Below are 24,359 nucleotides of genomic sequence, written 5' to 3'. Positions count from 1 at the left end.
ATGAGAATAATAAAACAAACAGGTTTACTACTATTCTTAATAGGGTTAATCATTTTTTCAGGAGTAATTTTTACAGGCTCTTTTAATTTAAGTCAATCAAAATTAGACTCATTCATTACTGAAAAAGGGTATAAAAGTGAATTTATAAAAGATGAACTTAGTAAAGCCATCGTTACCGATGAAAGCTTAAATATTTTTGAGTTTTCTAGACGAGTTAGAAATGCTTACGAAGCATCTAACAATCATTACAATACTTTAATTGCTAAATACGATGCTGAAAAGAATTGGGATAAAAAAGGTGAACAATACCAATATTTAATTTATGGTAAACCTCATACGTTGAGTTATGAATTAGCTAAAAAATCAGGTAATGGTTTTGTTAAAAACAACTCTGGCTTGTTATGGTTACTCACTTTTGGTTTAGGTATTTTCGGGGCGCTATTATTTATACTTCCTAATTTCATTTTACTAGGGCCTAAAGGAATAAAAAACAACGGCATTTATTTAGAAGCAAGCACAAACCGTGGTTGGATAGCTTGGTTAGTTTTAATTTATTTGGTAGTATTTTACTTATTACTTTATTTTTTTTCTGACTATGTTGTTAACTGGACTTTTATATTAGATCCTATTAGCAAGTTTTTAAACGGTGGAGAAGCAAGTCAGTGGTTTGTATATGGTTTTTTATACTGTGTAATTATGCTTACCATGGGTGTAAGAATGTATATAAAATACAGACACAATAAATATCAAGTTATTAGAACAACTTCTGTATTATTCTTTCAAATTGTATTTGCCTTCCTTATTCCAGAAATAATGACAAGTTTAAATATGCCAGGGTATGATTTTAAAAATGCCTTTCCATTAGATTATGACTTCTTTTTTGAATGGAATTTAGATAGCTTAAGAAATAGTGGAGCTATTGGTTTATTTATTTTAGTTTGGGGTATTGTACTTACACTTATCATTGTTCCTGTAATGGTATATTTCTTCGGAAAAAGATGGTATTGTTCTTGGGTTTGCGGTTGTGGTGGTTTAGCAGAAACTTTAGGTGATCCATACCGTCAACATTCTAACAAAAGTATGAATGCATGGAAATTAGAACGTTGGTTAATACATAGTGTCTTAGTATTTTCGTTGGTAATGACCGTTGTAACGTTATACTGTTACTTTACTGGAGCGCAATCTTTCCTTGGAATTAATTCTCAATGGATTAAAGACACGTATAGCTTTTTAATAGGTGCTTGGTTTGCAGGAGTTATTGGTACTGGATTTTATCCAATTTTTGGAAATCGTGTTTGGTGTCGTTTTGGTTGTCCGTTAGCCGCTTATTTAGGAATTGTTCAACGTTTTAAATCTCGTTTCAGAATTACTACTAATGGTGGACAATGTATTTCTTGTGGAAATTGTTCTACGTATTGTGAGCAAGGTATTGATGTGCGTGCATACGCCCAAAAAGGAGAAAATATTGTTCGTGCAAGTTGTGTTGGATGCGGAATTTGTTCAGCAGTATGTCCTCGTGGTGTTTTAAAGCTAGAAAATGGTCCAGAAAAAGGGCGTATTAATCCAACAGAAATTTTATTAGGTAACGATGTAGATTTAATGAAATTAGTGAATGAAAAATAATGTTTTCATAGTATGCTTTTTTATTACTTTCTCTTTAGTAGGACAAAAAATATATCATAAATCATTCTATGAAAACGGAACATTAAAGAAAGAAGGTTGGCTTGAAAACAATCAGAAAACCGATTATTGGATCTTCTATTATAAAAATGGGAACATAAAAAAAGAAGGTAGATTTAAAAGTAATCTTCCTGTAAAATACTGGTTCTTTTATCGTGAAAACTCCTCTAAAGAAAAGGAAGGACACTTTGTTAATGGTATTCAAAGCAAATGGTGGATTTTTTATAGTAAAAAAGGTAACACTTATCAAAAGTGTCAAATCAAAAACAATAAAAAAAACGGATACTGTTTATTATACAAAAAACACAAATTAACAAAAGCTGTAAAGTTTAAAGAAGGAGTAAAGTTAAAAGAATGGAATAATTTGTCTTCTTTTGCAGAAGAAAACAATCTCAACGACTTAAAATAATAAATGAATCCACTTATAAAAGTTATCATCCCCGCGTATAACGAACAAGATTCAATTGTACATGTAATTAATGATATTCCCTCTTTGGTAAACGAGGTAATTGTTATTAGTAACAATTCAACAGATAACACTGAAATTAATGCTAAAAATGCAGGAGCTACTGTACTCACCGAAGATAGAAAAGGCTACGGTTACGCTTGCTTGAAAGGAATGGAATACATAGCTTCATCTTCTATAAAAAACCCAAACAACAAACCTGATATTATTGTTTTTTTAGATGGTGATTATTCTGATTACCCTGAACAACTTACCGAACTTATAGCTCCAATAATAAATGATGATATTGATTTTGTAATTGGTGCTCGTGTACAACGACTACGAGAAAAGGGTTCTATGACTCCTCAACAAGTTTTTGGTAATTGGCTAGCAACCTTTTTAATGAAATTATTTTTTGGTGCAACTTTTACAGATTTAGGTCCTTTTAGAGCTATTAAGTATAATAAATTACTTGCTTTAAACATGGAAGATAAAACGTATGGTTGGACAGTAGAGATGCAGTTAAAGGCTTTAAAACAAAAATTATCTTATGCAGAAATTCCAATGAAATATAGAAATAGAATTGGCGTTTCAAAGGTTTCAGGAACTGTAAAAGGTAGTATATTAGCCGGCATAAAAATTTTAGGTTGGATCTTTAAATATAGCTTTAAATAATGGTCTTAGAATACATAATAATTACAGTATACACTATATCATTAGTACTTATACTGCTATACGCTATAGCACAGTTAAATCTGCTTATCAATTATTTAAAAGCTCAGAAAAAAAGGGAAAACATACCTACATTAGATTTATCTGATATTAACAAAGTTCCGTATGTAACAATACAGTTACCTGTTTATAATGAACTTTATGTAATGGAGCGTTTATTAAGCAATATTGCCAAATTAGATTATCCACACGAAAGGTTAGAAATTCAAGTATTAGATGATTCTACTGATGAATCAGTTGAGAGTACAGCTATACAAATTAAAGAGCTTCAAAAAACAGGTTTAGACATTCAACATATTCGACGTGAAAATCGTCAAGGATTCAAAGCTGGTGCTCTAAAAGAAGGACTTAAAACGGCTAAAGGTGAGTTCATTGCTATTTTTGATGCTGACTTTTTACCTAAAGAAAATTGGTTACTGGAAACCGTTCCATATTTTAAAGATCCTGAAATAGGGGTAGTACAAACTCGTTGGGGACACATTAATAGAAACTATTCAACCTTAACAAAAATTCAAGCCTTTGCTTTAGATGCACATTTTACACTGGAGCAAGTAGGTAGAAATAGTCAAGGACATTTTATCAATTTTAATGGTACTGCGGGTATTTGGCGTAAAGAATGTATTTACGACGCTGGAAATTGGGAAGGTGATACATTAACTGAAGATTTAGATTTAAGCTACCGAGCTCAATTAAAAAACTGGAAGTTTAAATACTTAGAGAATGTAGTTACTCCTGCTGAATTACCTGTAGTTATTAGTGCTGCTCGCTCTCAACAGTTTAGATGGAATAAAGGTGGGGCAGAGAATTTTCAGAAAATGTTAAAAAGGATTATTACAAGTTCTAATATTCCTTTTAAAACAAAACTTCATGGAACGCTGCACTTACTAAATAGCTCTATGTTTACTTGCATATTTTTAGTTGCTGTTTTAAGTATACCTATGCTATATATTAAAAATGAATATGCTCATTTAAAAATTTACTTTTTAGTAATGAGTTTTTTCATTGTAAGTACCTTTATTTTCTTTATCTGTTACTGGTTTATGTATAAAAGAACTTATGGTGGCGGCTTTTGGAATTTTATCAAATATATTGGTGCCTTTTTTGCTTTTTTCTCTATTGCTATGGGCTTCTCTTTACACAATACGATTGCTGTATTGGAAGGTCATTTAGGTAAAAAAAGTGAATTTGTAAGAACACCTAAATTCAATATTAAGTCTTTAAAAGATAGTTGGAAAAACAATAAATACATTCGTAAAAGGCCTTCTTTACATGTGATTATAGAAGGTTTGTTAGCTTTATACTTTGCTTTTGGTATGTATAGTGCTTTTATAGTTGGTGATCAAGGTGGAGATTTTGGTTTATTCCCTTTTCACCTGATGTTATTTGTTGGCTTTGGATACGTCTTTTTTAAATCCATTTTCTCAAAAGCTTAGATGCCTTTTTTAAAAAAATATAGCTCAATTATGCTAACATTTGTTAGTGTAGTGCTGTATTTTTTATTTGCTTATACAATTGAACGTACTGAGTTTAATAAGTTACTTTTTCTATGGGTTATCTTATTTACTTGTTATTTTGGTCTTTTACAAAATAAGCAGTTATCCTTTGTACATTTAGCTAGTATTGCTGTTTTATTTCGATTGGTTTTCTTTTTTGCTATTCCTAATTTATCACAAGATTTCTATCGCTTTATCTGGGATGGTCGTATGATTTTAGAAGGATTAAATCCTTATTTATCCTTGCCTCAAACATTTATTGAGCAAAACAACTATCCTATAAACCAAGCTAACGAGTTATATAAAGGAATGGGGGCTTTGAATGGTAGTCATTATACCAACTATCCTCCAATTAATCAACTTTGTTTTTTAATAGCTGCTCTTTTGGCTAAAAATAGCATTATCGGGAGTGTTGTTGTAATGAGAGTGTTGATTATTTTAGCTGATATAGGTATTTTATACTTCGGGAAAAAACTTTTAGAAAGGCTACAGTTACCTGTTAAAAACATTTTTCTATACATTTTAAATCCTTTTGTGATAATTGAACTTACTGGAAACTTACATTTTGAACCTGTAATGTTATTTTTTTTGGTTTGGAGCATTTATAAGTTACAGCAACAAAAATGGTTTTCAGCAGCTATATTACTAGCTTGTTCAATTTCAGTTAAATTAATTCCTTTACTCTTTTTACCCTTATTTTTTCAATGGTTTGTAAAGAATAATTTTTCATTTCTTAGAGGTTTCAAAAAATTAGTATCCTTCTACGTAACTGTAATTTTTACAGTCATTTTACTTTTTCTTCCATTTTATTCCTCTGAATTAGTTTCAAACTACATGAACTCTGTTGGATTATGGTTCAGAAATTTTGAATTTAATGCTAGTTTTTACTACTTAGCCAGAGAAATTGGTTATTTATTTAGAGGCTATAATGAAATAGCTATTATTGGTAAGATTATACCTATTGTTACTATTTTCTTTTTATTGATTCTTACTTTTTTCAAAAAAAACAGGTCTATAAAACAGTTAATTGTAAGTATGTTATTTGCTTTATCATTCTATTATTTTTTAACAACAACAATGCACCCTTGGTATATAGCAACTCTTTTAATTTTATCGGTGTTTACGCAATATCGCTATACTGTTTTATGGAGTTTAGTAATTATATTGAGTTATCAAGCATATGCTAACTCTCCATGGAAAGAAAATCTTTGGTTAATTACTTTAGAATATGTGGCTTTGTACACTTATTTTATCTGGGAAGTTTTTATAAAAAGAAAACCCACTCAAAATTGAGTGGGAAAAATTGCTATGAAAAAGAAAAAGAAAGTGGTTTTAAAACCACTGTTCAAATATAAATAAGATTTTTCTTTTCACAAATATTTTTTTTACTTTTTTTAAACTTTAACTTAAAGTTTTCTTAACTCATTGTTTTTCAAGGTATATTTCTCTCCACTTTCTGGGCAAATAGCAAAACCATCTTTATCAAAAGTTAAACGATGTCCGTATTCGCTAATCCATCCTATTTGTTTTGATGGATTTCCTACAACCAAAGCGTAAGGTTGCACTTCTTTAGTTACCACTGCTCCTGCCCCTATAAAAGCATACTCTCCAATATTATTACCGCACACAATTGTTGCATTTGCTCCTATACTCGCGCCTTTTTTAACAATTGTTTCTAAATACTGATCTTGTCTTTTTATTGCACTACGTGGATTAATTACATTTGTAAAAACCATAGAGGGTCCTAAAAAAACATCGTCTTCGCATGTTACTCCTGTATATATAGAAACATTATTTTGAACCTTAACATTATTTCCTAAAACAACTTTTGGTGACACCACAACATTTTGTCCAATATTACAGTTGTTCCCAATAGTACAATTAGGCATAATATGGCTAAAGTGCCATATTTTTGTTCCCTTTCCAATTTTACAACCGTCATCTATAACTGCTGTTTCGTGTGCAAAAAACGTTTTGTTTGTATCCATATATAACAAAAGTAAAAAAACTCAACCAGTTGGTTGAGTTTTTACTTTTTATTCTACCCTAAAAGTAATAGGCAAAGTATATTTTACTTTTACTTCTTTATTATTCTGTTTACCTGGAATAAATTTTGGTATTTTATTTACAACCCTATCAGTTTCATTTTTTAATTTGTAATGTGGAGCCCTAATTTTAACATCAACTACATCTCCTTTTTTGTCAATAATAAATTGAGTTATTATTTTATACTTTCCTGAGTTTAATCCTACTTCTTGTGCTAATTCAGAATTGAAATTACGTTGTATATGCTGTTGTATTTTTCTTTCAAAGCACTTTATATTCTCTTCTTCTGATAGTCCTTCACATCCTTTAAAAACAGGTGTATTTTGAACATTATTAATTGAAACTGGATCATCGTCTTTATCAACTACCTCTTCTTCTTTTACCTGAGTTAGTGTTGCAACATCTATAGAACCATCATCTACAGGTAAATCTATTACAGTGGTGTTTTCCGTATTATTATCTACCACTTCTGGTTTAAGTACTTCTTTAATTACACGCTCTTGCTTTGGTTTTTCTATTTCTTTTACTTCTCTTTTTACAATAACGGGAGTGTCAAAAGTGTAAACTTTCTCATAAATTTTTGCATTAGTAGGTTCAACTATTGCAATGTCTTTGGCTGTTTCATGTTCTAAAACAAGAAAAACTACAAACAAAGTTAGTACCAAGCCTAACTGTGTAAAAATAGTTGAGAATTTTTCTAATTGCTTTTTAGCATGCTTCTTAGGTGTTTTCATAGTATTAAATTTTTATGTTAATACTATGTTAAAAACAAGAAACGTGCCAATAAAAAAGGCAATCCATATGGATTGCCTTTTTATATTTTATTAAAGCTATTACTACTCTACATTAAATGTAATTGGTAATGTATAACCTACTCTTACTGCTCTACCTCTTTGTCTACCTGGTTTCATTTTAGGTATCTTTCTAGCAACTCTTTCTGCTTCCTTCTTTAATCTTGGATGCGGAGCTCTAGCCACTACATTTGTAATAGAACCGTCTTTGTCAATTTTAAACTGAACATAGATTCTTTTCTTTCCTGGAGATAAACCTAACTCATTAGCAAGTTCTGCATTAAAGTTACGTTGAATATGCTTCTGTAACTTTTTATTTAAACATGCTTTCTTTTGAGCCTTTGTTCCACTACAACCTGGAAATACAGGAACTTCCTCAATAATAGCGAATGGTACATCTTCTACCACTTCTTCAACCTCTTCAACCTCTTGAATATCTTCAACCTCTACAGCTTCAGATTCATCAGTTTCAGTTGATTCAATAACAGTTTCTTCAATCTCTTCCTCGTCTTCTACTACTTCAATTTTTTCAGGAGCTGGCGGTGGAGGTGTATTTGGTTTTGGCTTTGGTGGCTCAATTTGAAGTTCGATAGTTTCCTCTTCAATATCAGAAGCCATGTTAGCCATACCTAACTCTCCATACTCTTTATCATATGTCTTATTCTCAATAGCAACATACGTTACAAATAAAGCTAAAACCAAACCTATTTGCATAAATAGTTTACTATAGTTTTCTAAGTTTGATTTTGGATTTTTCTTGATTTCCATCCTAAATGTTTTTAATAGTTCGCTAATTTAATTAATTTATTTCAACTTTTACAAGCTTAATCTTTAAATAGCTTTATTTTTCTTAAAAAAAGAGTTGTAAACTATGAAAGCTATTAAAATACCAGTCGTGTTTGCCATTATATCTAAAATCTCTCCTGATCTATATGACGTGGTTGTAGCTTGTAAAACCTCAATAATTATGCCGTAAAAAAAACAACAAAAAACGATAATATATTTATTAATTTTTGTTGTTCTTAAAGCTACCAACCATACTAAACTTAACACGAAGTAGGCAAAAGTATGCTCTAACTTATCTATGTGGTTAATATGTATAGGTGCTTTTCCTAGTTTGATTAAACTAATAATAGCAATACTTATAGTTATTAGTATTGCTATTATAATTATTAGTTTATCCTTTAATAAGCTCTTGATATGCTTCGGCACTTAATAGGTCTGCTACTTGTGAATCGTCTGATAATTTTACCTTTATCATCCATCCATTTCCATAAGGATCTGAATTTACCAATTCTGGTTCATCTTCTAACGCTTCGTTAAACTCTACTACTTCTCCTGATAAAGGCATAAAAAGGTCTGAAACTGTTTTTACTGCTTCTACAGAACCGAAAACTTCTTCAGCATCTAATTCCTCATCTAATGTATCAACATCAACGTATACGATATCTCCTAACTCTCCTTGTGCAAAATCAGTAATACCAATAGTTGCTACACCGTTTTCTACTTTAACCCACTCGTGGTCTTTGGTGTACTTTAATTCTGATGGAATGTTCATTGTAATGATTTTTTATTGTGTTTGTTTTAATTTCCTAAGTTATATACTAAATTAATTCCTGCATTAATAGATTGTCTTGGGAAAGTTGTAGAAACTGCGTATTCAAACGTTTGGTGATTATAATAAAAAGATGCTGTTAAATTGCTACTTAAATTATAGTCGGCAATAAATTTTAATCCAAATAATTTCTCGCCTCCAGTAATCTGACTATTCTCTTCATCTACACTTCTTATCAACGTTAAATTGTCTCTTAACGAAATATCAGCTCTTAAATTTATATCTCCTTTTAAGGTTTCTTTCTTTCCTGTAAATCTGGTGACAAATTTAACATCTCTAATCTTATATCCAAATCCTAAAACATATTCTGTTCCTTTAATATCTGTTAAAGTATTGTTGTTAAAATTTAACGTTAAAGATCTGTCTCTTCTTATCTCTCCTTTGAATGAAACTGAATTTTTCATTCTAAAATCTACTTTTACTAATGGTGAAAACTCATCAATTAAAGTTGCGGACGAAATTAAGAGTTCTGATTGATAATTACCAGAAGTATTTGTATTTGTTGGTGTATTTGAATCGTACTGTAAATTATTGGTATAATTACCTATTGTGTACGAAGATTTATAGCCATGTGATAAGGTGAACGAAGTAAAGTTTTTCTTAAACCACTTATACTTCATAAATCCGTTATAACGTAGTGTCCAGTTAGGAATTGGTATATTTTTAAAGATCCCTGTACTTACTGAGTTTGGGCTATTTCCTGAGTATGCTGCAATAAATGCTGGCAACATTGCTTGTTGTCCATTTTCCTTAAACCCTGGGTTATTGTTATTTCGGTCAAAATCGTTTGTAGCTATTCCTCTTTCAGTTGCTATTCTATCTGAAATTGTGCTTCTATAGTCTAGGAAATTTTGATATAACGTTTCATTATCTGTAAAAATAGTTCCTAACATAAAATGACTAATACTATAATTACCAGTTTCAAAAGGTTTAATATTCGGGTCTTGTTCAAAACCTCCGTTACCATTTGAAATTACGTCTAACTGTTGCGTTAAATTACTAGTTTGAATTCTGTTTCCACGTAAATCAATAGTTAAATCTCTAAATGGTTTTACAGACACGTTATAATCTAGCTTTTTATACCTTGTTTTAGAATAGTTCTTACTGTAATACTCATCTCCTGAATTTCTAGTAATTAACCATCCTTTCTCTATAGCCGTATTTAAAATATCTGTTTGACTACCAAACACAAATCCTAATGTTGGAGCTAACCCTCCATCAAAACCATTTCTTCCTAAGAACCCAACTGAAGGTTTGTACCCTTGTAATAATGTACCGTTGTTTTGAGAATAACTAATTTTTGCTCTTTTTACAGAAGTTAACACATCATATACTCCCTTTCCTAATTTCTGTCCAAAAGTAGCTTTCTTTTTAAGTTTTGCTTTTTGTGCTACTTGATTTCCCCCTAATGTAGCTGTTCCTTTTTGAGTAGGTTGTTTTTTAGTTCCCTTTAATAGTAGTTTATCTACACCAACAATTTTATAAAAACGACCGAAATCTATATTTGTATTTAAGTTATGTGTGTTGGCATTTTGAATCATGTTTCCAACTTGCTCAATATAACTTTGCGATCCTGCTTTCCAATCAAAATCAGCTGTATAACCATAATCTGCATTGATAAAATTCAAGAACGGGAATTTATCTAATGGTAGTTTATAAGTTGCATTTAACTTCTGGTGATAATTATCGGGTCTTCCTATACTGAAAAATTGATCGTAAACTTCTAATTGTTCATCTTCACCAAAACTATCATATATGTAGTTGTTCGCTGCATTGAAGTTTAATTGTAGCGACTTAGTTAAATCAAAACCAATTGTATAATCCCAATTAAATAAAAATCTTCGTTGAATTAACTCTGGCTGTGCAGGTAAAGGATTAACAGGGTCAATAATTAGATTTCTAGATTGTTGACTATTATAGTTTCTGTTAATTCTTGAGTTTAATGCTATTGTTTTTGGTACTGGATTAAAGTTTAGATCTCTTATAAATTGTAAGTATCTATTTTTAAATCCTTCTGATTTTTTAAATGGTTCTATATTAAAAGGAACGAATGTAAAATTATAACTAGCCCCAGCCATTACATTTTTATTCACATAGCTTTCAATATTGTAATCTTTATGAAACTCTTCACTATGTGCATAAGAAGCAGAGAAATTCTCTACATCATAAAATTTAGGTTTCTTCTTACTCTCTGGATTTCTATTCTTTTTTACATTGATAAAACTAATGCTTTTTCTTCGTGTATAATCTTGAGCATTTTTACTATTTGGGTTTTTATCAATTGCATCTTCTAATTCTACGTCTTGGAATTGTGGGTCGTATTTTGGATCTCTAAATTCTTCTCCATAGCTGTAATTCATCGGCACTTGCATGTTCCATTTTTTAGGCATCATTTTACCTAACTGAATATTTGTAGCTACGCTATATTGTTTTATTTCTTCAATGCTTCTTTGTTGTACACGGTCTTCTACATTACCAAAACCTATGGTTGACATTCTTCCTGCTAAAGACACATCCATCACATCGGCCATATTAGCATCTGCATTTACCACAGCTGCCCATCCTCCTTTATTATCAAAACCAACAGCACGTAATTCATTAAACCAAACTTCTACAGTTTTCTCATCGGCAACAGTATTTTTCACCCCTAACATTACAGTTCTTACTTGTGCTAATGTTGGATTACCTCTTACAGAAATTTTTAATCCGTTAGAACTTGTTGATGAATACACATCAGTAAGGTTACTACCTGTAGGTCTTTCAATTTTTAAGTTAGCTAATTCTTCTAACGGAATATCTAAATTATTTTCTTTAGGCCAAACATCTAGAGATGATGCATTCGATGTAGATATTTTTAATGGTTTTTCTACTTGGTAGTAGTTATCGTTTAAATCTGTACCTAAACGTATAATAGCAACCATTTCATCATCATTAGCTCCTGTTGCACTGTTTTGGTTTTCAGCATGTAAAAACATACGTAGTTTTTTATACCTACGCATATCAATACTAATATTTTTATAAATCGTCCTAACTTCGTCTGCTTCTAAGTCAGTTACCTTTAAAGTTACAGATTGCTCATTTTGACGTTGAATTCTATTTGTTCCTTGTAAACGTTCTCTTTGAATTCCTGGTGGTAACTTATAACGATCTTGATTTTGCTCAATACTTACTACACCTACCTCAAACTTGTTTAATTCATCTGCATCTAAATCCTCAGAAGGAATACTTGTGTCTGGTAATGTTTTTGTGTAACGTCTCCAGTCTCCTCTTACCAATTCTAATTCTCCAAAACGTAATACTACTGGCATTTTGAATTGTGTTAAAAACATTCGTATAAAACGGATACTATTAAAATCGGTAATTCCATTAATTTTCTGAGCATCAGTAACATTTCTAACTGGTATTCTAAATTGATACCATTTAGTGCTTCTTGTTGCTCCGTTTAGAAGTGTTACATTTTGTGTTTTAACATCAATAATATGATTTTGTCCTAATACTAAATCTGTTTTATTTAAAGAAACCTCATACTCAAAATAACTATTTACAGGATTCATTGTTTGATCCTTATTAATATCTTCTGTATCTGGGTAAGTGGTAGATGATGTCGGGTAAGATTCTCCTGATTGACTTGCTGTAGGTGAGTTACCTTCAGTTCCGTTAAAGTTTTTATATCTAGATAAAACTGATGGGTTAGTACTTTCAATAGCTCCACCTCTAAAGAACTGGAAGTTATCTCCAGCAGGATCATCTAATCCTGCAAATGCAGGATACTTTACTCTTTCCTCCTCATCGTTTAATCCATCTAAACCAATATCTTGGTTTGTTCTTGCATCATTACTAGAGTCAAAAGCATACAAAATAGAAGGGTTTATAGGTGTATCTCCCCAAATAGATGTTTGAATGTTACCTCCGTCTGCCTTTTGCCCATCAGCAGGAAGTCCATTTTCATACTGCTTTCTACCATCTTTTAAGATATCTTCAGAAACATTACCTAAGTTTATAAATAACTTTCCTACTTGGTTCGTTGGATCATTTGGATTAATTCCAGCTGGCAGACCTTCTTCAGTTGTAATTGAGTAATTTTCATACGGGTCCATTAACCAAAACTGGATATACTCAACATTTGCTTGTTCAAAATTGTTTGTAGTTAACGATCGCATAATACCTCCCCAACGCTCCTCAGCTGTAACGGTATTTGCATTCTCATTATAGTTATACGGACCTCTTTCTGCTGGGTAATAAGCTAAATCTAAAGTTCTAACTAAATTTTGCTGCGTAATATCTAGGTCTGTATTCGGGAATAATTCATTATAGCGAATTTGACGTACCTCGTCTCTAGATAGTTCATTTTCATCAATATTATCTGGCCTATTTCCACTACCATAAAATAGTTGATCAATATTATACCAAGCTAATTTTCCTCTTTTGTAATTGTATTCTAAACCAAATGTTCCTCCATCAAACCCTTGTGATTCTGGTGTACTTGCCAAAAACCATTGTTGTGGTGAGCTTAAATTAATAGGTATTTGTGAAGCTTCAAAATCATCTAAATACGAAGTTGCAGTACCATCTACATTAATTCCACTAGGAGATCCTGGTAATAAATAAGCCATATCCGCTCTAACCGAAACATTAGACGGAGCTTCAGTTTCAACAAAAGGTAGTTTATTTGCTAGCTTTGTTAAATATGGTACTTCCGAAGAGTAATCTAAGTTCAAACCTAACATGATATTATCTATAGGTTCTCCTCCTAAATTAACTTTTGGCGTAATTGGTTTTTCACTAACATTTAAAAAAGTTCCACCTAAAATAAAATCTTCAGAAAAACGGTGTTCAACATCTATTCCTATAAATGTTTTTCGCTGCTGGTTAAAAAATGTATTATTTTCTACAGATGCATTGATTGGAATTCCTGAAGCTTCTAAACCTGGATCTAAAATTTGTACACGACCTAACTGATAATCTACCACATAATCTATTCCTTCAACCAGTTGTCTTCCTCCTGCAGTAACTCTCACCGAACCTCTAGGTACATTAAAAGCTCCAAGAGAAATTCCTCTACTAGTTTCTGACTTAAAATATCCTTTTAAAAAGAATTTATCTAAATTCTGATACTCGTTTTTTGCTTGGATTTTTGTGGTTAAGTATAATTCTTCAAACACATACTTATCTTGATCTGTTGGATTGGTAAGTTCATCCTTTAAATCATTACCAAATGGTTCTGGTTCGGGAAATAGAACATATCCTCTTTCAGAATTTACTGTAATTCCTTCAACGTAATCAAAGAAACCATCTCCATTAGGAACAGCGTATTCACTTTGATCTAATTTATCTAAGTTTAAAATACGTAATAATGGTTTATCTGTTATCCCGGGTGTTTGTGCTTTTTGCAGAGTATTTTGTAACGTTCCCGTTTCATCATCACGATACAATAACTCAAAACGAAATCCATCGCGCTGTAACGGAAAAGCTCCTAAAGCATATACGTTTTTCATCATTAAACGCCATGTTGGAAATGGCTCCCCAAGACTGGTAGATGTAGATGTATTTGGGCGAACAGTGTTTAAAATTTCACTTCGTAATAACTTAACTGCAATGTTTGCTGGTGCTACAACTCCATCGTTTGAAAACTCTCCTACTTTAAATACTGTTTCTCCATTAGAAGCTCCAACCACAGTATACTCAAAAGCTACCGCTAAAACCTCTCCATCGTTTAATCTTCTATTTAATGAAATAAAACCTAATTGTGAGTGTAGTTTAAATTCGTTAGGTTGTAATCTACGAGCATTTTGCAAATATGTATAGTTAAACCCTTGTTGTGCTGGTACTCCAATACCATTAATAGCGGCATCAATTGTTGCAACATCTCTAATTCCTCCTGAGTTTGCTGCTAGTAATGAACTTAGGTTATTCACTCCATTATATGGTATAATTTCTGAGTTAACTGATATTGCTCCTGGTGTTGTTGTTATTTCAGCTGGATTTACCTCATTTGCATCTTCTGACTCTCCTAAATCGGCAAGAGCTACAATACTACGGTAATCACTTACGTTTTGGTTTCTATTAGTTACCCAAACTTCAACTCTTGTAATATTTATAGGGCTATTAATTAATGGATAGTTTTCTAAAGCTTTTTTATAATTTTTTCTAAAATACTGTGATAAGAAGAAGTGTCGGTCATTGTCATAATCTGAAGCTCGTAATTCAAAAGGCTCAATAGTTGCTCCGCCTTCTGCTACCACTGTTTTTGATTGTGAATTTTGTTGCGAAAAAGCAGCAGTTATGTATGTTTTACCAAATTGCAACTCTGTTTTTACCCCAAATAACGATTGTGCTCCATTAATAAGCGAGTTTTTAATTGGCATACTAATATTACCCGCCTCTATATTTCTAATAATATCATCTTCAGTAGGGGTATATTCTAGCTTTATGATATTTTGAAAATCGAAAGTTGATTGGGTATCATAATTTGCTGTTACTGTTAATCGTTTACCTACTTTAGCCTGTAAGCTTGCACTAATTTGTTGATCAAAATCAAATGTAAAACTGCTTTGATTCTCAACAGAAATTTGAGGGTTTTCATTATTTTGATATACTCCTCCAAGTTTAATATTAATCTGCCCTGTTGGGTTTACCTCAACAGTGTTACCTCCAAAAACGGATTCAAAAAACTTAGAATTTACGTAATATTTAGGTAGCAAGTTTTTACGTGCTGCTTCGTTTCCTTTCTTTTTAGGATTAGTAGCATCTACTTTTTCTTTAAAGTAATCTTTTAAATCATTTTTTAAGCGGTATTCATCATATTCTTTGGGAGTCATAAAAATAGGCGTTCCTACATAGTAGTCTCCTATTTTTTCTACGATCATAAACTTATTTAACGCCTTGTCATAAGTAACTACTTTTTGAGTAGGGTTATTTAAGTAAAGTGTTCCGTTTTGATTATATTTAAATTGGTATTTAAGGGGAATTACAGTGTCTTTTTTAACAGCATTAACGCTATCTTTTTGAGTATTTTGCGAAAACGAAACAACACTTACTAAAACAGTAAGTACCGTAAGTAATCTATTCATAACTGCTTTTTCCAACCTTTTTTATAAATTTTTTAACGCCTGTTTTATGAGCTTTTCAACACTTGCATCAGGTGTTTCTTTTAATATATTCCCTATTACCTTGTCAGCTTGCTTCCGTGCAAACCCAAGAACCTCTAAAGCAGATAACGCTTCTTCTTTATTTGTATTGTTCTGTACCACAGAAACTTCGTCAATATCAAAAGTTTTTAATACCTTATCTTTTAAATCAACAATAACTCTTTGTGCAGTTTTAGCTCCAATACCTTTAACTGTTTGAATCAGTTTTACATTTTCAGAAGCTATAGCTTGCGAAACCTCTTCTGAAGTCATAGAAGACAACATCGTTCGTGCAGTACTTGGTCCTACACCTGAAACGGAGGTTAGTAATCTAAAAACTTCTCGTTCAATTTTTGTTGAAAACCCATATAAAGTATGAGCATCTTCTCTAATAGATAAGTGTGTATACAACAACACATATTCATCGTTTGGTAATGATGAATATGTGTTTAAAGAAATATGCATTAAGTATCCTACTCCATTGCAATCTACAACAGCGTATGTAGGATTTTTTTCCACAAGTTTTCCCCTTATTTGTGTTATCATCCAGCTATTTTTTCTATTTGTCTAAAATAGACAAAATTCTCTTTTAAAAAAATTTCTCTTAATCTATTGAGAAACTTTGTTTTTAGCTTTCATCTCCTTGTTTTGAGCATCTACTACAGCAACTGCTGCCATATTTACCATTTCATCAACACTTGCCCCCAATTGCAAGATGTGTACTGGCTTACTCATTCCTAGTAAAATTGGCCCTATAGTTTCTACTTCATCAACAGCTTTCATTAACTTATAAGTTATGTTTGCTGATTCTAAATTAGGGAAAATTAACACATTTGCTCTTTTACCATTTAATTTAGAGAATGGAAATTCTTTTGCTAATAATTCAGGATTTAAAGCAAAATCTGCTTGTAGCTCACCATCTACAACAACATTTGGGTAATGACGATGAATGTAAGAAACTGCTTCTCTAATCTTTGTTGAACTTTCTGATTTTGATGACCCAAAGTTTGAAAATCCTAACATTGCAACATTTGGTTTCATTCCAAACATCTTTGCTAACACTGATGTTAACTGTGTGATTTTTGCTAAATCTTTTGCCGTTGGATTGATGTTAATTGTGGTATCTGCTAAGAACATAGGTCCTTGCTTTGTTAGCATCATATTTGTTGCAGCGACCCTTGTTACACCTTGATCTTTTTCAATCAACTCTAACATTGGTTTTACTACAGACGGATAAGGTCTTGAATATCCTGTAATCAACGCGTCTGCTTCTCCAGAATTAACCATCATTGCTGCAAAATAGTTACGTTCACGCATCCATTTTTGAGCTTCTAAAAAAGTTATTCCTTTACGTTGTCTCGTTTTCCAGAAAGCTTCTGCATAACGATTTCTTCTTTCTTCTTCCTCATCAGTTTTAGGATCAATAATCGGCACATCAGCATCAAACCCTAACTCCTTTTTCAACTCTAAAATAATTTCTCTTCTTCCTAATAAAATTGGCTTTCCAATTTTTTCTTCATACACTCTCTGTGCCGCCTTTAACACATCTAAATGATCTGCTTCAGCAAACACTAATCTCTTAGGGTTCTTTTTAGCTCTATTGTGTAGTAATCGTACTTCTTTGCTTCCTGTTCCTGAACGATCCATTAACTCTTCACGGTACTTATCCCAATCTTCAATAGGTTCTTGAGCTACACCTGAATCCATCGCAGCTTTTGCAATTGCTGGTGGAATTTCATAAATTAATCTTGGATCAAATGGCTTAGGGATAATATATTCTTTTCCAAAAGAAAGGCTTACTTCATCATATACAATATTTACCTGTTCTGGTACTGATTGCTTTGCTAAATCTGCTAATGCATGTACCGCTGCCATTTTCATGTCTTCGTTAATCTTCTTTGCACGAACATCTAACGCTCCACGGAAAATAAAAGGGAAACCTAATACATTGTTCACCTGATTAGGATGATCTGACCTTCCAGTTGCCATGATAATATCGTCTCTTGTAGCAATTGCTAAATCATATTCAATTTCTGGTTCAGGGTTTGCCATTGCAAAAACAATAGGGTTTTTCGCCATTGACAATAACATTTCAGGTGATACCACATTTCCTTTTGACAAACCAATAAACACATCAGCATTTAACATTGCTTCTTCTAATGTGTTTACATCTTTGTCTGTAGCAAATTCCGCTTTTTGTGATGTTAGATTACCTCTATCTTTTCTAATAACACCTTTACTATCACACATAATTACATTTTCGCGACTCGCACCCAAGGCTAAATATAAACGTGTACATGATATTGCTGCGGCTCCCGCTCCGTTAACAACAATTTTTACCTCCTTTATATCCTTTTCATTAATTTCTAATGCATTTTTTAAGGCTGCAGCAGAAATAATTGCTGTACCGTGCTGATCATCGTGCATTACAGGGATATCTAACTCCTCTTTTAATCGTCTTTCTATTTCAAAAGCTTCAGGAGCTTTAATATCTTCTAAGTTAATTCCTCCAAAAGTTGGAGCAATGGCCTTAACAGTTTCAACAAATTTATCTACATCTGTAGTATCTACTTCAATATCAAAAACATCAATATCTGCAAAAATTTTAAATAGCAGCCCTTTTCCTTCCATTACTGGTTTGGATGCTTCAGGACCAATATCTCCTAGTCCTAAAACCGCTGTTCCATTTGAAATAACAGCTACTAAGTTGCCTTTTGATGTGTATTTATAAACGTTATTTTTGTCTTTAGCTATTTCTAAACAAGGCTCTGCTACTCCTGGTGAATATGCTAACGATAAATCGTGTTGAGTTGCATATTTTTTGGTAGGTACTACTGCTATTTTTCCCGGCTTCGGCTTGGCATGATAAAGTAGTGCTTCATGCCTTTTTCTAGAATCTCTCATAGGTTCGTTCTTGTTTGTTTGAACTTACAAATATACATTTTGTTATGAAGTAAAAAGAATTTGTAACCTGATAAAAGTCATATTTCGTCTTTAAAAATTTCCTGAATTTTGCCATAACCTTAAACCAAATAAAAAATGGAAACTACACAAAGACACATTATTGACGAAGAAGTACAATGGGACAAAACAAAAACCATTGTGAGTAAAACCGATATTTACGGAACTATTTTATATGCTAACGATGTTTTTTCTAACACCTGTGAGTATAGTACTATTGAGTTAGTTGGTGAGCCTCATAACATTATTCGTCATCCAGACATGCCTAAGGTAGCTTTTAAAGTACTGTGGGATGCTCTTAAAAAAGGCGAAAACTTTCACGCTATTGTTAAAAACCTAACAAGAACGGGTAGATATTACTGGGTTATTACCGATTTTACTATTGATAAAGATGAAGATGGCAAAACTGTTGGATATACAGCCAGAAGAAAAGCTGTTCCAGATGGAGTTGTAAAAAAGATTGAGCCTATATACAAAACACTTTTAGATATTGAAAAACTAAAAGGTGAGAAAGCAAGTGAAATGTATTTTGATGCTTACTTAAAAGAAGAGGTTGGTAAAACTTACAATGAGTTTGTGGTTGATCTTTTTAACGAAGAACTTTCTAAAGAAGAAGCTGAAAAAGTTAAAAACGAAACAAACCCTTTAAAGAAAGGATTGAATTGGTTCTTTTTCGGAGAAACAAACCCAACATAAAATTTATTATTCCCCTAAACAATCCTCTTAAAAAACTTTTAGGTAGGGCTGAAACAAATGTTTCAGCCCTATTTTATTTTAAAATAAAATTCTTAAAAATCCTCTCATTTAAAAATAACACTATCCTATTATTTTTAAGCAAAAAACTAACACAATACAATCACCTAAAAACCAGTATTTTAGATTAAATAAAAATTACTTCTTTTTAACATTTTTTAACCCAACTAAAAACCAAATCAAAATACGCTCCTGCATCAAAAACCTTATATTTGCTGATTATTTTTAAGTAAACCACCCCGAATAACTATTAAAACAAAAAAAATGCACACAAACAACGCTCTTAGACCTTCCAAAATTATAGATGAGGAAGTAAAATGGGACAAGTCTAAAACAATTATTAGTAAAACTGACCCTGTTGGAACTATTTTATACATGAACGATACTTTTGAAGAAGCTTCGGAGTATAATAAAATAGAGCTTATTGGAGAACCTCACAATGTTATTAGACACCCAGACATGCCTAAGGTAGTCTTTAAAGTATTATGGGACAACCTAAAGCAAGGAAACAACTTTCATGCTATTGTTAAAAACTTAACAAGAACAGGTAGATACTACTGGGTTATCACTGATTTTGATGTAGAAAAAGATGATAATGGAAAAATCACTGGATATACTGGTAGAAGAAAGTCTTTACCTGAAAGTGTTATAAAAAAAATAGAGCCCTTATATAAAACTCTATTAGAAATTGAAAAAGTTAAAGGTGAGAAGGCAAGTGAATTATATTTCAATTCTTTCTTACAAGAAGAGGTTAATGCATCATATGACGATTTTGTTGTAAAGCTTTTTGAAGAAGATGCTGCTAACTTAAAAGAGGCAGATAAAAAGGCTCCGGCAAAAGAAAGTGGAATGATTAAAAAAGGACTTAATTGGTTCTTCTTCGGAGAAACAAACCCTAAATAATTTTCAAAAAACATAAATAAAACCGCTTTTAAAAGCGGTTTTATTGTTTTATAAAATCAATATTTCTTAATAATCCTGAAAACTTAGTACGTTTAACTGCCGATTTTTTAAACACTTTACTAAAGGTTTCTTGTGTTAACTCTTGCCAGTCTCGTTTATTCATTTGTAACAAGTTTTCTTGAGGTACAAATAAACTTTCTTCATGTGGTTGTGAGAAACGATTCCACGGACAAACATCTTGACACACATCACAACCAAACATCCAATCTTGCATTTCTCCTTTAAATTCTGACGGAATTGCATCCTTTAACTCAATTGTTAAGTACGAAATACATTTACTACCATCAACCGTATTGTTAGGTAAAATAGCTTGTGTTGGACACGCGTCAATACAACGAGTACAACTACCACAATGGTCAGTTTTAAAAGGTTCGTCGTATTCGAGTTCTAAATCGATAATTAATTCAGCCAAAAAGAAAAACGAGCCTTGTTGTTTTTGAATTAATAACGAATGCTTTCCGTTCCAACCCAAACCTGACTTTTGCGCCCATGCTCGTTCTAAAACAGGTGCTGAGTCTACAAAACAACGACCAGATACTTCTCCTATTTCATCATTTATTAACTGTAACAATTCACGCAATTTACCTTTAATAATATGATGATAATCTTGACCGTAAGCATATTTTGAAATCTTATAACTTCCTTCTTCCTGAACTTCCGAAGGAAAATAGTTATACGACAAAGAAATTACCGATTTTGCTCCATCAACCAATAAACGTGGATCTAAACGTTTATCAAAATGGTTTTCCATATAGTGCATTTCACCATGGTACCCATTTTGTAACCATTGTTCTAAACGAGGAGCTTCTTCTTCTAAAAAGTCAGCCTTAGCAATACCACAACCCAAAAAACCCAAGCGTTTTGCTTGTACTTTTATAAAATTTGAGTATTGCTGTTTCTTATTCAAAATATGTGTTTTTAACAGCGCAAAATTACCAAAAGAAAAATTATAATTTTATTCACTTTTTATTTACAAATAAATGTTGAAATTTGTTCGTTAGTATTACATGACAAACTTTATTCATAATGAAAAAGATATATAAAATATTATTAGGTATTGTAGTTTTTTTCTTCATCCTTTTGGTTAGTATTCCCCTACTATTTCAAGATAAAGTGATGAACTTGGTAAAAACTACCATTAACAACAACGTAAATGCGAAAGTTGATTTTAGTGATTCTAGCTTAAGCTTACTTAGAAATTTCCCAAATGCATCAGTTCAATTATCTAACCTAACGGTAATTAATAACGCTCCTTTTGAAGGTGATACTTTAGTATATGCTAAAGAGGTAAATTTAGCATTAAAAATTACTGAGCTTTTTAAAGCTTCTTCTGAACAGCTGAATATTAAATCATTTACTATTGATGATGCTTTGGTAAATGTATTAGTTGATAAAAAAGGAAATGCCAACTATGATATTGCTAAGCCTTCTGAAACAGAAGACACAAAAGATGAAGAGCCATCTACTTTCGGGCTATCTATTAATTCATACGCTATTAACAATGCTACGATAAAGTACAATGATAAGCAGGGTAAACTAAACCTTGAGCTAACTGAGTTAAATCATAGTGGAAGTGGTGATTTTTCTCAATCAAATACAGAATTAGATACTCAAACATCTACTTTAGTTTCTTTTGGAATGGACGGTAACTCTTATGCCAAAAATCAAAAAATAGAGTTAGATGCTATTTTAGGAATGGACTTAACTAATATGAAGTTTTCTTTCTTAAAAAATGAAGCTAAATTAAATAACCTTCCATTGGTATTTGATGGTTTTGTTCAAATAAACGAAAAAAATCAGGAGGTTGATATCAACTTTAAAACACCTTCGTCTGACTTTAAAAACTTCTTAGGATTAATTCCTGAAGCCTACACTAAAAGTATTGCTGGAGTAAGTACTACTGGTAATTTTAGTGTAGACGGAAAAGTAAACGGAATTATCGACGATAAACACATTCCGAAGTTAGATATTTCTATGAAGTCAAATAACGCTTCATTTAAATATCCTGATTTACCTAAAAGTGTTCAAAACATTAATATTGACGCACAAATAAAAAACACTACTGGTAAAACCGAAAATACTTTTGTTACTATTAATGGACTTTCTTTTAAGATTGATCAGGATACTTTTTCTGGAAAAGGAAACATATACAACTTAACTACCAACCCAAAGGTAAATGCTAGCTTAAAAGGTGTTTTAAACCTTGCCAATATTAACAAAGCGTATCCTATTGATTTAGAAAATGAGTTAAGTGGAGTTTTAAAGGCTGATTTACGTACAGAATTCGACATGAAAGCTATTGAAAACAATACTTTAAGTCGTATTAAAAATAACGGAAAAATGGAGGTGAGTGACTTTGTTTTTTCTTCGAAAGATGTTGTAAATCCACTTCATATTAAAAACACAATTGTCAACTTTACACCTGGTACCGTTAGCTTAACTAAGTTTGATGCTACTACTGGAAAAAGTGATTTAAATGCTACTGGAACACTTAAAAACTTACTAGGATTTTTACTTTCCGATAAAAAGTTACGAGGGAACTTCAAGCTAAATTCTAACACTTTTTATGTTAGTGATTTTATGCAAGAAAACCCTGAAGCTGTTGAAAATAAAGAAAGTGACTCTACAAAAGACACACCATCAGAATCTTTAAAAATTCCTGCATTTTTAGACTGTACCGTTTCTGCTAATGCTAAAACAGTACATTATGATAACTTAACCCTACAAAATGTAAGAGGTACTCTTCTTTTAAAAGACGAAAAAGCTATATTACAAAATATGACTGCTGGTATTTTTAATGGTCAAATTGCTTTAAACGGAGAGGTTAACACACAACAAAAGAAACCTACTTTCGATATGAAATTAGGTATTAAATCTTTCGATATAGCACAATCATTTACCAATTTAGATTTACTACAGTCAATAAGTCCAATTGCTGGTGCTATGAATGGTAAATTAAATTCTGACATTGACTTAGCAGGGAGTTTAAATGATGATTTTACTCCTAACTTAGCTTCAGTTTCTGGTAAAGCACTAGCTGAATTATTAACAACTAGTATTAACCCACAAAAAACGAAAGCTTTAAGTTTATTAAATGATAAGTTATCTTTTATGGATTTATCAAAACTAGATTTATCTGATATTAAAACACACCTGTCTTTTAAAGAAGGTAAAGTGGTGGTAAAACCATTTGATTTAAAATATAATGACATTGGTATTACTGTTGGTGGAAGCCATGGATTTGATAAAACAATGAACTATAATGTTACGTTGAATGTTCCTGCTAAATATTTAGGTAATGAAGCACAAGGACTACTTTCAAAATTAAGTGCTAAAGAACAACAAAACATTACTGTTCCTGTTACCGCAAGTATTGCTGGAAATATGACTAATCCTTCTGTAAAAACAGATTTGTCATCATCAGTTACTAAGTTGAGTCAGCAATTAGTTCAGCAACAAAAAGACAAGCTGGTTAACAATGCTATAGGTGGATTATTAGGAAATAAGAAGAAAGATAGTACTAGCACAACCAACAAAAAGGAAGAAACCGTTAAAAAAGTAACGGATGTTTTAGGTGGTTTATTTGGAAAAAAGAAGAAAAAACAACAAAAAGACACTGTTAAATAGTCTTTTGTAACATTTTTTATTTTTCGTAGTCTTACATTATATTAAGAGAACTTTGTAAGTTATTTAACACTTCTTAAATACACTTTACAAAGTTCTTCTTTTATGTTTGTTACCAACAACTAACTG

17 protein-coding genes are annotated in these 24,359 nt (G+C 31.7%); 8 read left to right on the top strand and 9 right to left on the bottom strand.

Annotation, left to right across the window (positions count from 1 at the left end):
• The 5 genes from VBY68_RS14490 to mptB are packed head-to-tail and all read left to right on the top strand — an operon-like array spanning position 1 to position 5,643.
• The gene (locus VBY68_RS14490) at positions 1 to 1,623 is read left to right on the top strand and encodes a 4Fe-4S binding protein (RefSeq protein ID WP_415270125.1); all 1,623 of its coding nucleotides are present in this window, start codon (positions 1 to 3) and stop codon (positions 1,621 to 1,623) included.
• The gene (locus tag VBY68_RS14485; protein ID WP_121146338.1) at positions 1,613 to 2,089 is read left to right on the top strand and encodes a toxin-antitoxin system YwqK family antitoxin; all 477 of its coding nucleotides are present in this window, start codon (positions 1,613 to 1,615) and stop codon (positions 2,087 to 2,089) included. Before VBY68_RS14490 ends, VBY68_RS14485 begins: the two co-directional genes overlap by 11 nt.
• Positions 2,090 to 2,092: 3 nt before the next feature.
• Positions 2,093 to 2,800 (top strand): glycosyltransferase family 2 protein, encoded by a 708-nt coding sequence (locus VBY68_RS14480; protein WP_121146339.1) that lies wholly within the window; start codon positions 2,093 to 2,095, stop codon positions 2,798 to 2,800.
• A complete protein-coding gene (locus tag VBY68_RS14475) occupies positions 2,800 to 4,290 on the top strand; it encodes a cellulose synthase family protein (protein WP_415270124.1) in 1,491 nt (496 codons plus the stop codon). The genes VBY68_RS14480 and VBY68_RS14475 overlap by 1 nt, the downstream gene beginning before the upstream one ends.
• The gene (gene mptB, locus VBY68_RS14470) at positions 4,291 to 5,643 is read left to right on the top strand and encodes a polyprenol phosphomannose-dependent alpha 1,6 mannosyltransferase MptB (protein WP_415270123.1); all 1,353 of its coding nucleotides are present in this window, start codon (positions 4,291 to 4,293) and stop codon (positions 5,641 to 5,643) included.
• A 113-nt stretch (positions 5,644 to 5,756) separates the two neighbouring features.
• On the opposite strand, the gene VBY68_RS14465 is transcribed toward mptB, so the two are convergent.
• The 8 genes from VBY68_RS14465 to VBY68_RS14430 form a co-directional block, all read right to left on the bottom strand.
• The gene (locus VBY68_RS14465; protein ID WP_099214773.1) at positions 5,757 to 6,338 is read right to left on the bottom strand and encodes an acyltransferase; all 582 of its coding nucleotides are present in this window, start codon (positions 6,336 to 6,338) and stop codon (positions 5,757 to 5,759) included.
• Between the two features lie 48 nt (positions 6,339 to 6,386).
• Positions 6,387 to 7,130: an energy transducer TonB gene (locus VBY68_RS14460; RefSeq protein WP_124587681.1), complete on the bottom strand. Its 744-nt coding sequence runs from the start codon at positions 7,128 to 7,130 to the stop codon at positions 6,387 to 6,389.
• A 102-nt stretch (positions 7,131 to 7,232) separates the two neighbouring features.
• Positions 7,233 to 7,955, bottom strand: coding sequence for an energy transducer TonB (locus VBY68_RS14455; protein WP_415270122.1), 723 nt, complete (start codon positions 7,953 to 7,955; stop codon positions 7,233 to 7,235).
• A 63-nt stretch (positions 7,956 to 8,018) separates the two neighbouring features.
• Entirely contained in the window at positions 8,019 to 8,399 is a 381-nt protein-coding gene (locus VBY68_RS14450; RefSeq protein ID WP_237270772.1) for a VanZ family protein, read from the bottom strand.
• On the bottom strand, positions 8,365 to 8,745 hold the full coding sequence (gene gcvH, locus VBY68_RS14445) for a glycine cleavage system protein GcvH (RefSeq protein WP_047787900.1): 381 nt from the start codon (positions 8,743 to 8,745) through the stop codon (positions 8,365 to 8,367). Before gcvH ends, VBY68_RS14450 begins: the two co-directional genes overlap by 35 nt.
• 26 nt (positions 8,746 to 8,771) lie before the next feature.
• Positions 8,772 to 15,872 (bottom strand): T9SS outer membrane translocon Sov/SprA, encoded by a 7,101-nt coding sequence (gene sov / locus VBY68_RS14440; protein ID WP_415270121.1) that lies wholly within the window; start codon positions 15,870 to 15,872, stop codon positions 8,772 to 8,774.
• A 21-nt stretch (positions 15,873 to 15,893) separates the two neighbouring features.
• A complete protein-coding gene (gene ruvA, locus VBY68_RS14435; RefSeq protein WP_099214777.1) occupies positions 15,894 to 16,475 on the bottom strand; it encodes a Holliday junction branch migration protein RuvA in 582 nt (193 codons plus the stop codon).
• Positions 16,476 to 16,538: 63 nt separating this feature from the next.
• A complete protein-coding gene (locus VBY68_RS14430) occupies positions 16,539 to 18,833 on the bottom strand; it encodes an NADP-dependent malic enzyme (protein ID WP_124587691.1) in 2,295 nt (764 codons plus the stop codon).
• A 135-nt stretch (positions 18,834 to 18,968) separates the two neighbouring features.
• Between VBY68_RS14430 and VBY68_RS14425 the strand changes: the two genes are divergently transcribed.
• Positions 18,969 to 19,586, top strand: a complete 618-nt coding sequence (locus VBY68_RS14425) for a PAS domain-containing protein (RefSeq protein WP_099214779.1) — start codon at positions 18,969 to 18,971, stop codon at positions 19,584 to 19,586.
• 321 nt (positions 19,587 to 19,907) lie between these two features.
• Positions 19,908 to 20,546, top strand: a complete 639-nt coding sequence (locus VBY68_RS14420) for a PAS domain-containing protein (protein WP_415270120.1) — start codon at positions 19,908 to 19,910, stop codon at positions 20,544 to 20,546.
• A 40-nt stretch (positions 20,547 to 20,586) separates the two neighbouring features.
• Here the strand turns inward: VBY68_RS14420 and queG are convergent, their stop codons facing one another.
• The gene (queG, locus tag VBY68_RS14415) at positions 20,587 to 21,513 is read right to left on the bottom strand and encodes a tRNA epoxyqueuosine(34) reductase QueG (protein WP_415270119.1); all 927 of its coding nucleotides are present in this window, start codon (positions 21,511 to 21,513) and stop codon (positions 20,587 to 20,589) included.
• 119 nt (positions 21,514 to 21,632) lie between these two features.
• Between queG and VBY68_RS14410 the strand changes: the two genes are divergently transcribed.
• The gene (locus tag VBY68_RS14410) at positions 21,633 to 24,233 is read left to right on the top strand and encodes an AsmA family protein (protein WP_415270118.1); all 2,601 of its coding nucleotides are present in this window, start codon (positions 21,633 to 21,635) and stop codon (positions 24,231 to 24,233) included.
• The last annotated feature ends 126 nt before the right edge of the window (positions 24,234 to 24,359 follow it).

The organism is Tenacibaculum ascidiaceicola, assembly GCF_047470925.1.
Classification (GTDB): domain Bacteria; phylum Bacteroidota; class Bacteroidia; order Flavobacteriales; family Flavobacteriaceae; genus Polaribacter; species Polaribacter discolor.
Note: the sequence above shows the minus strand (reverse complement) of the source record. Positions and strands in the feature narration are given on the sequence as shown.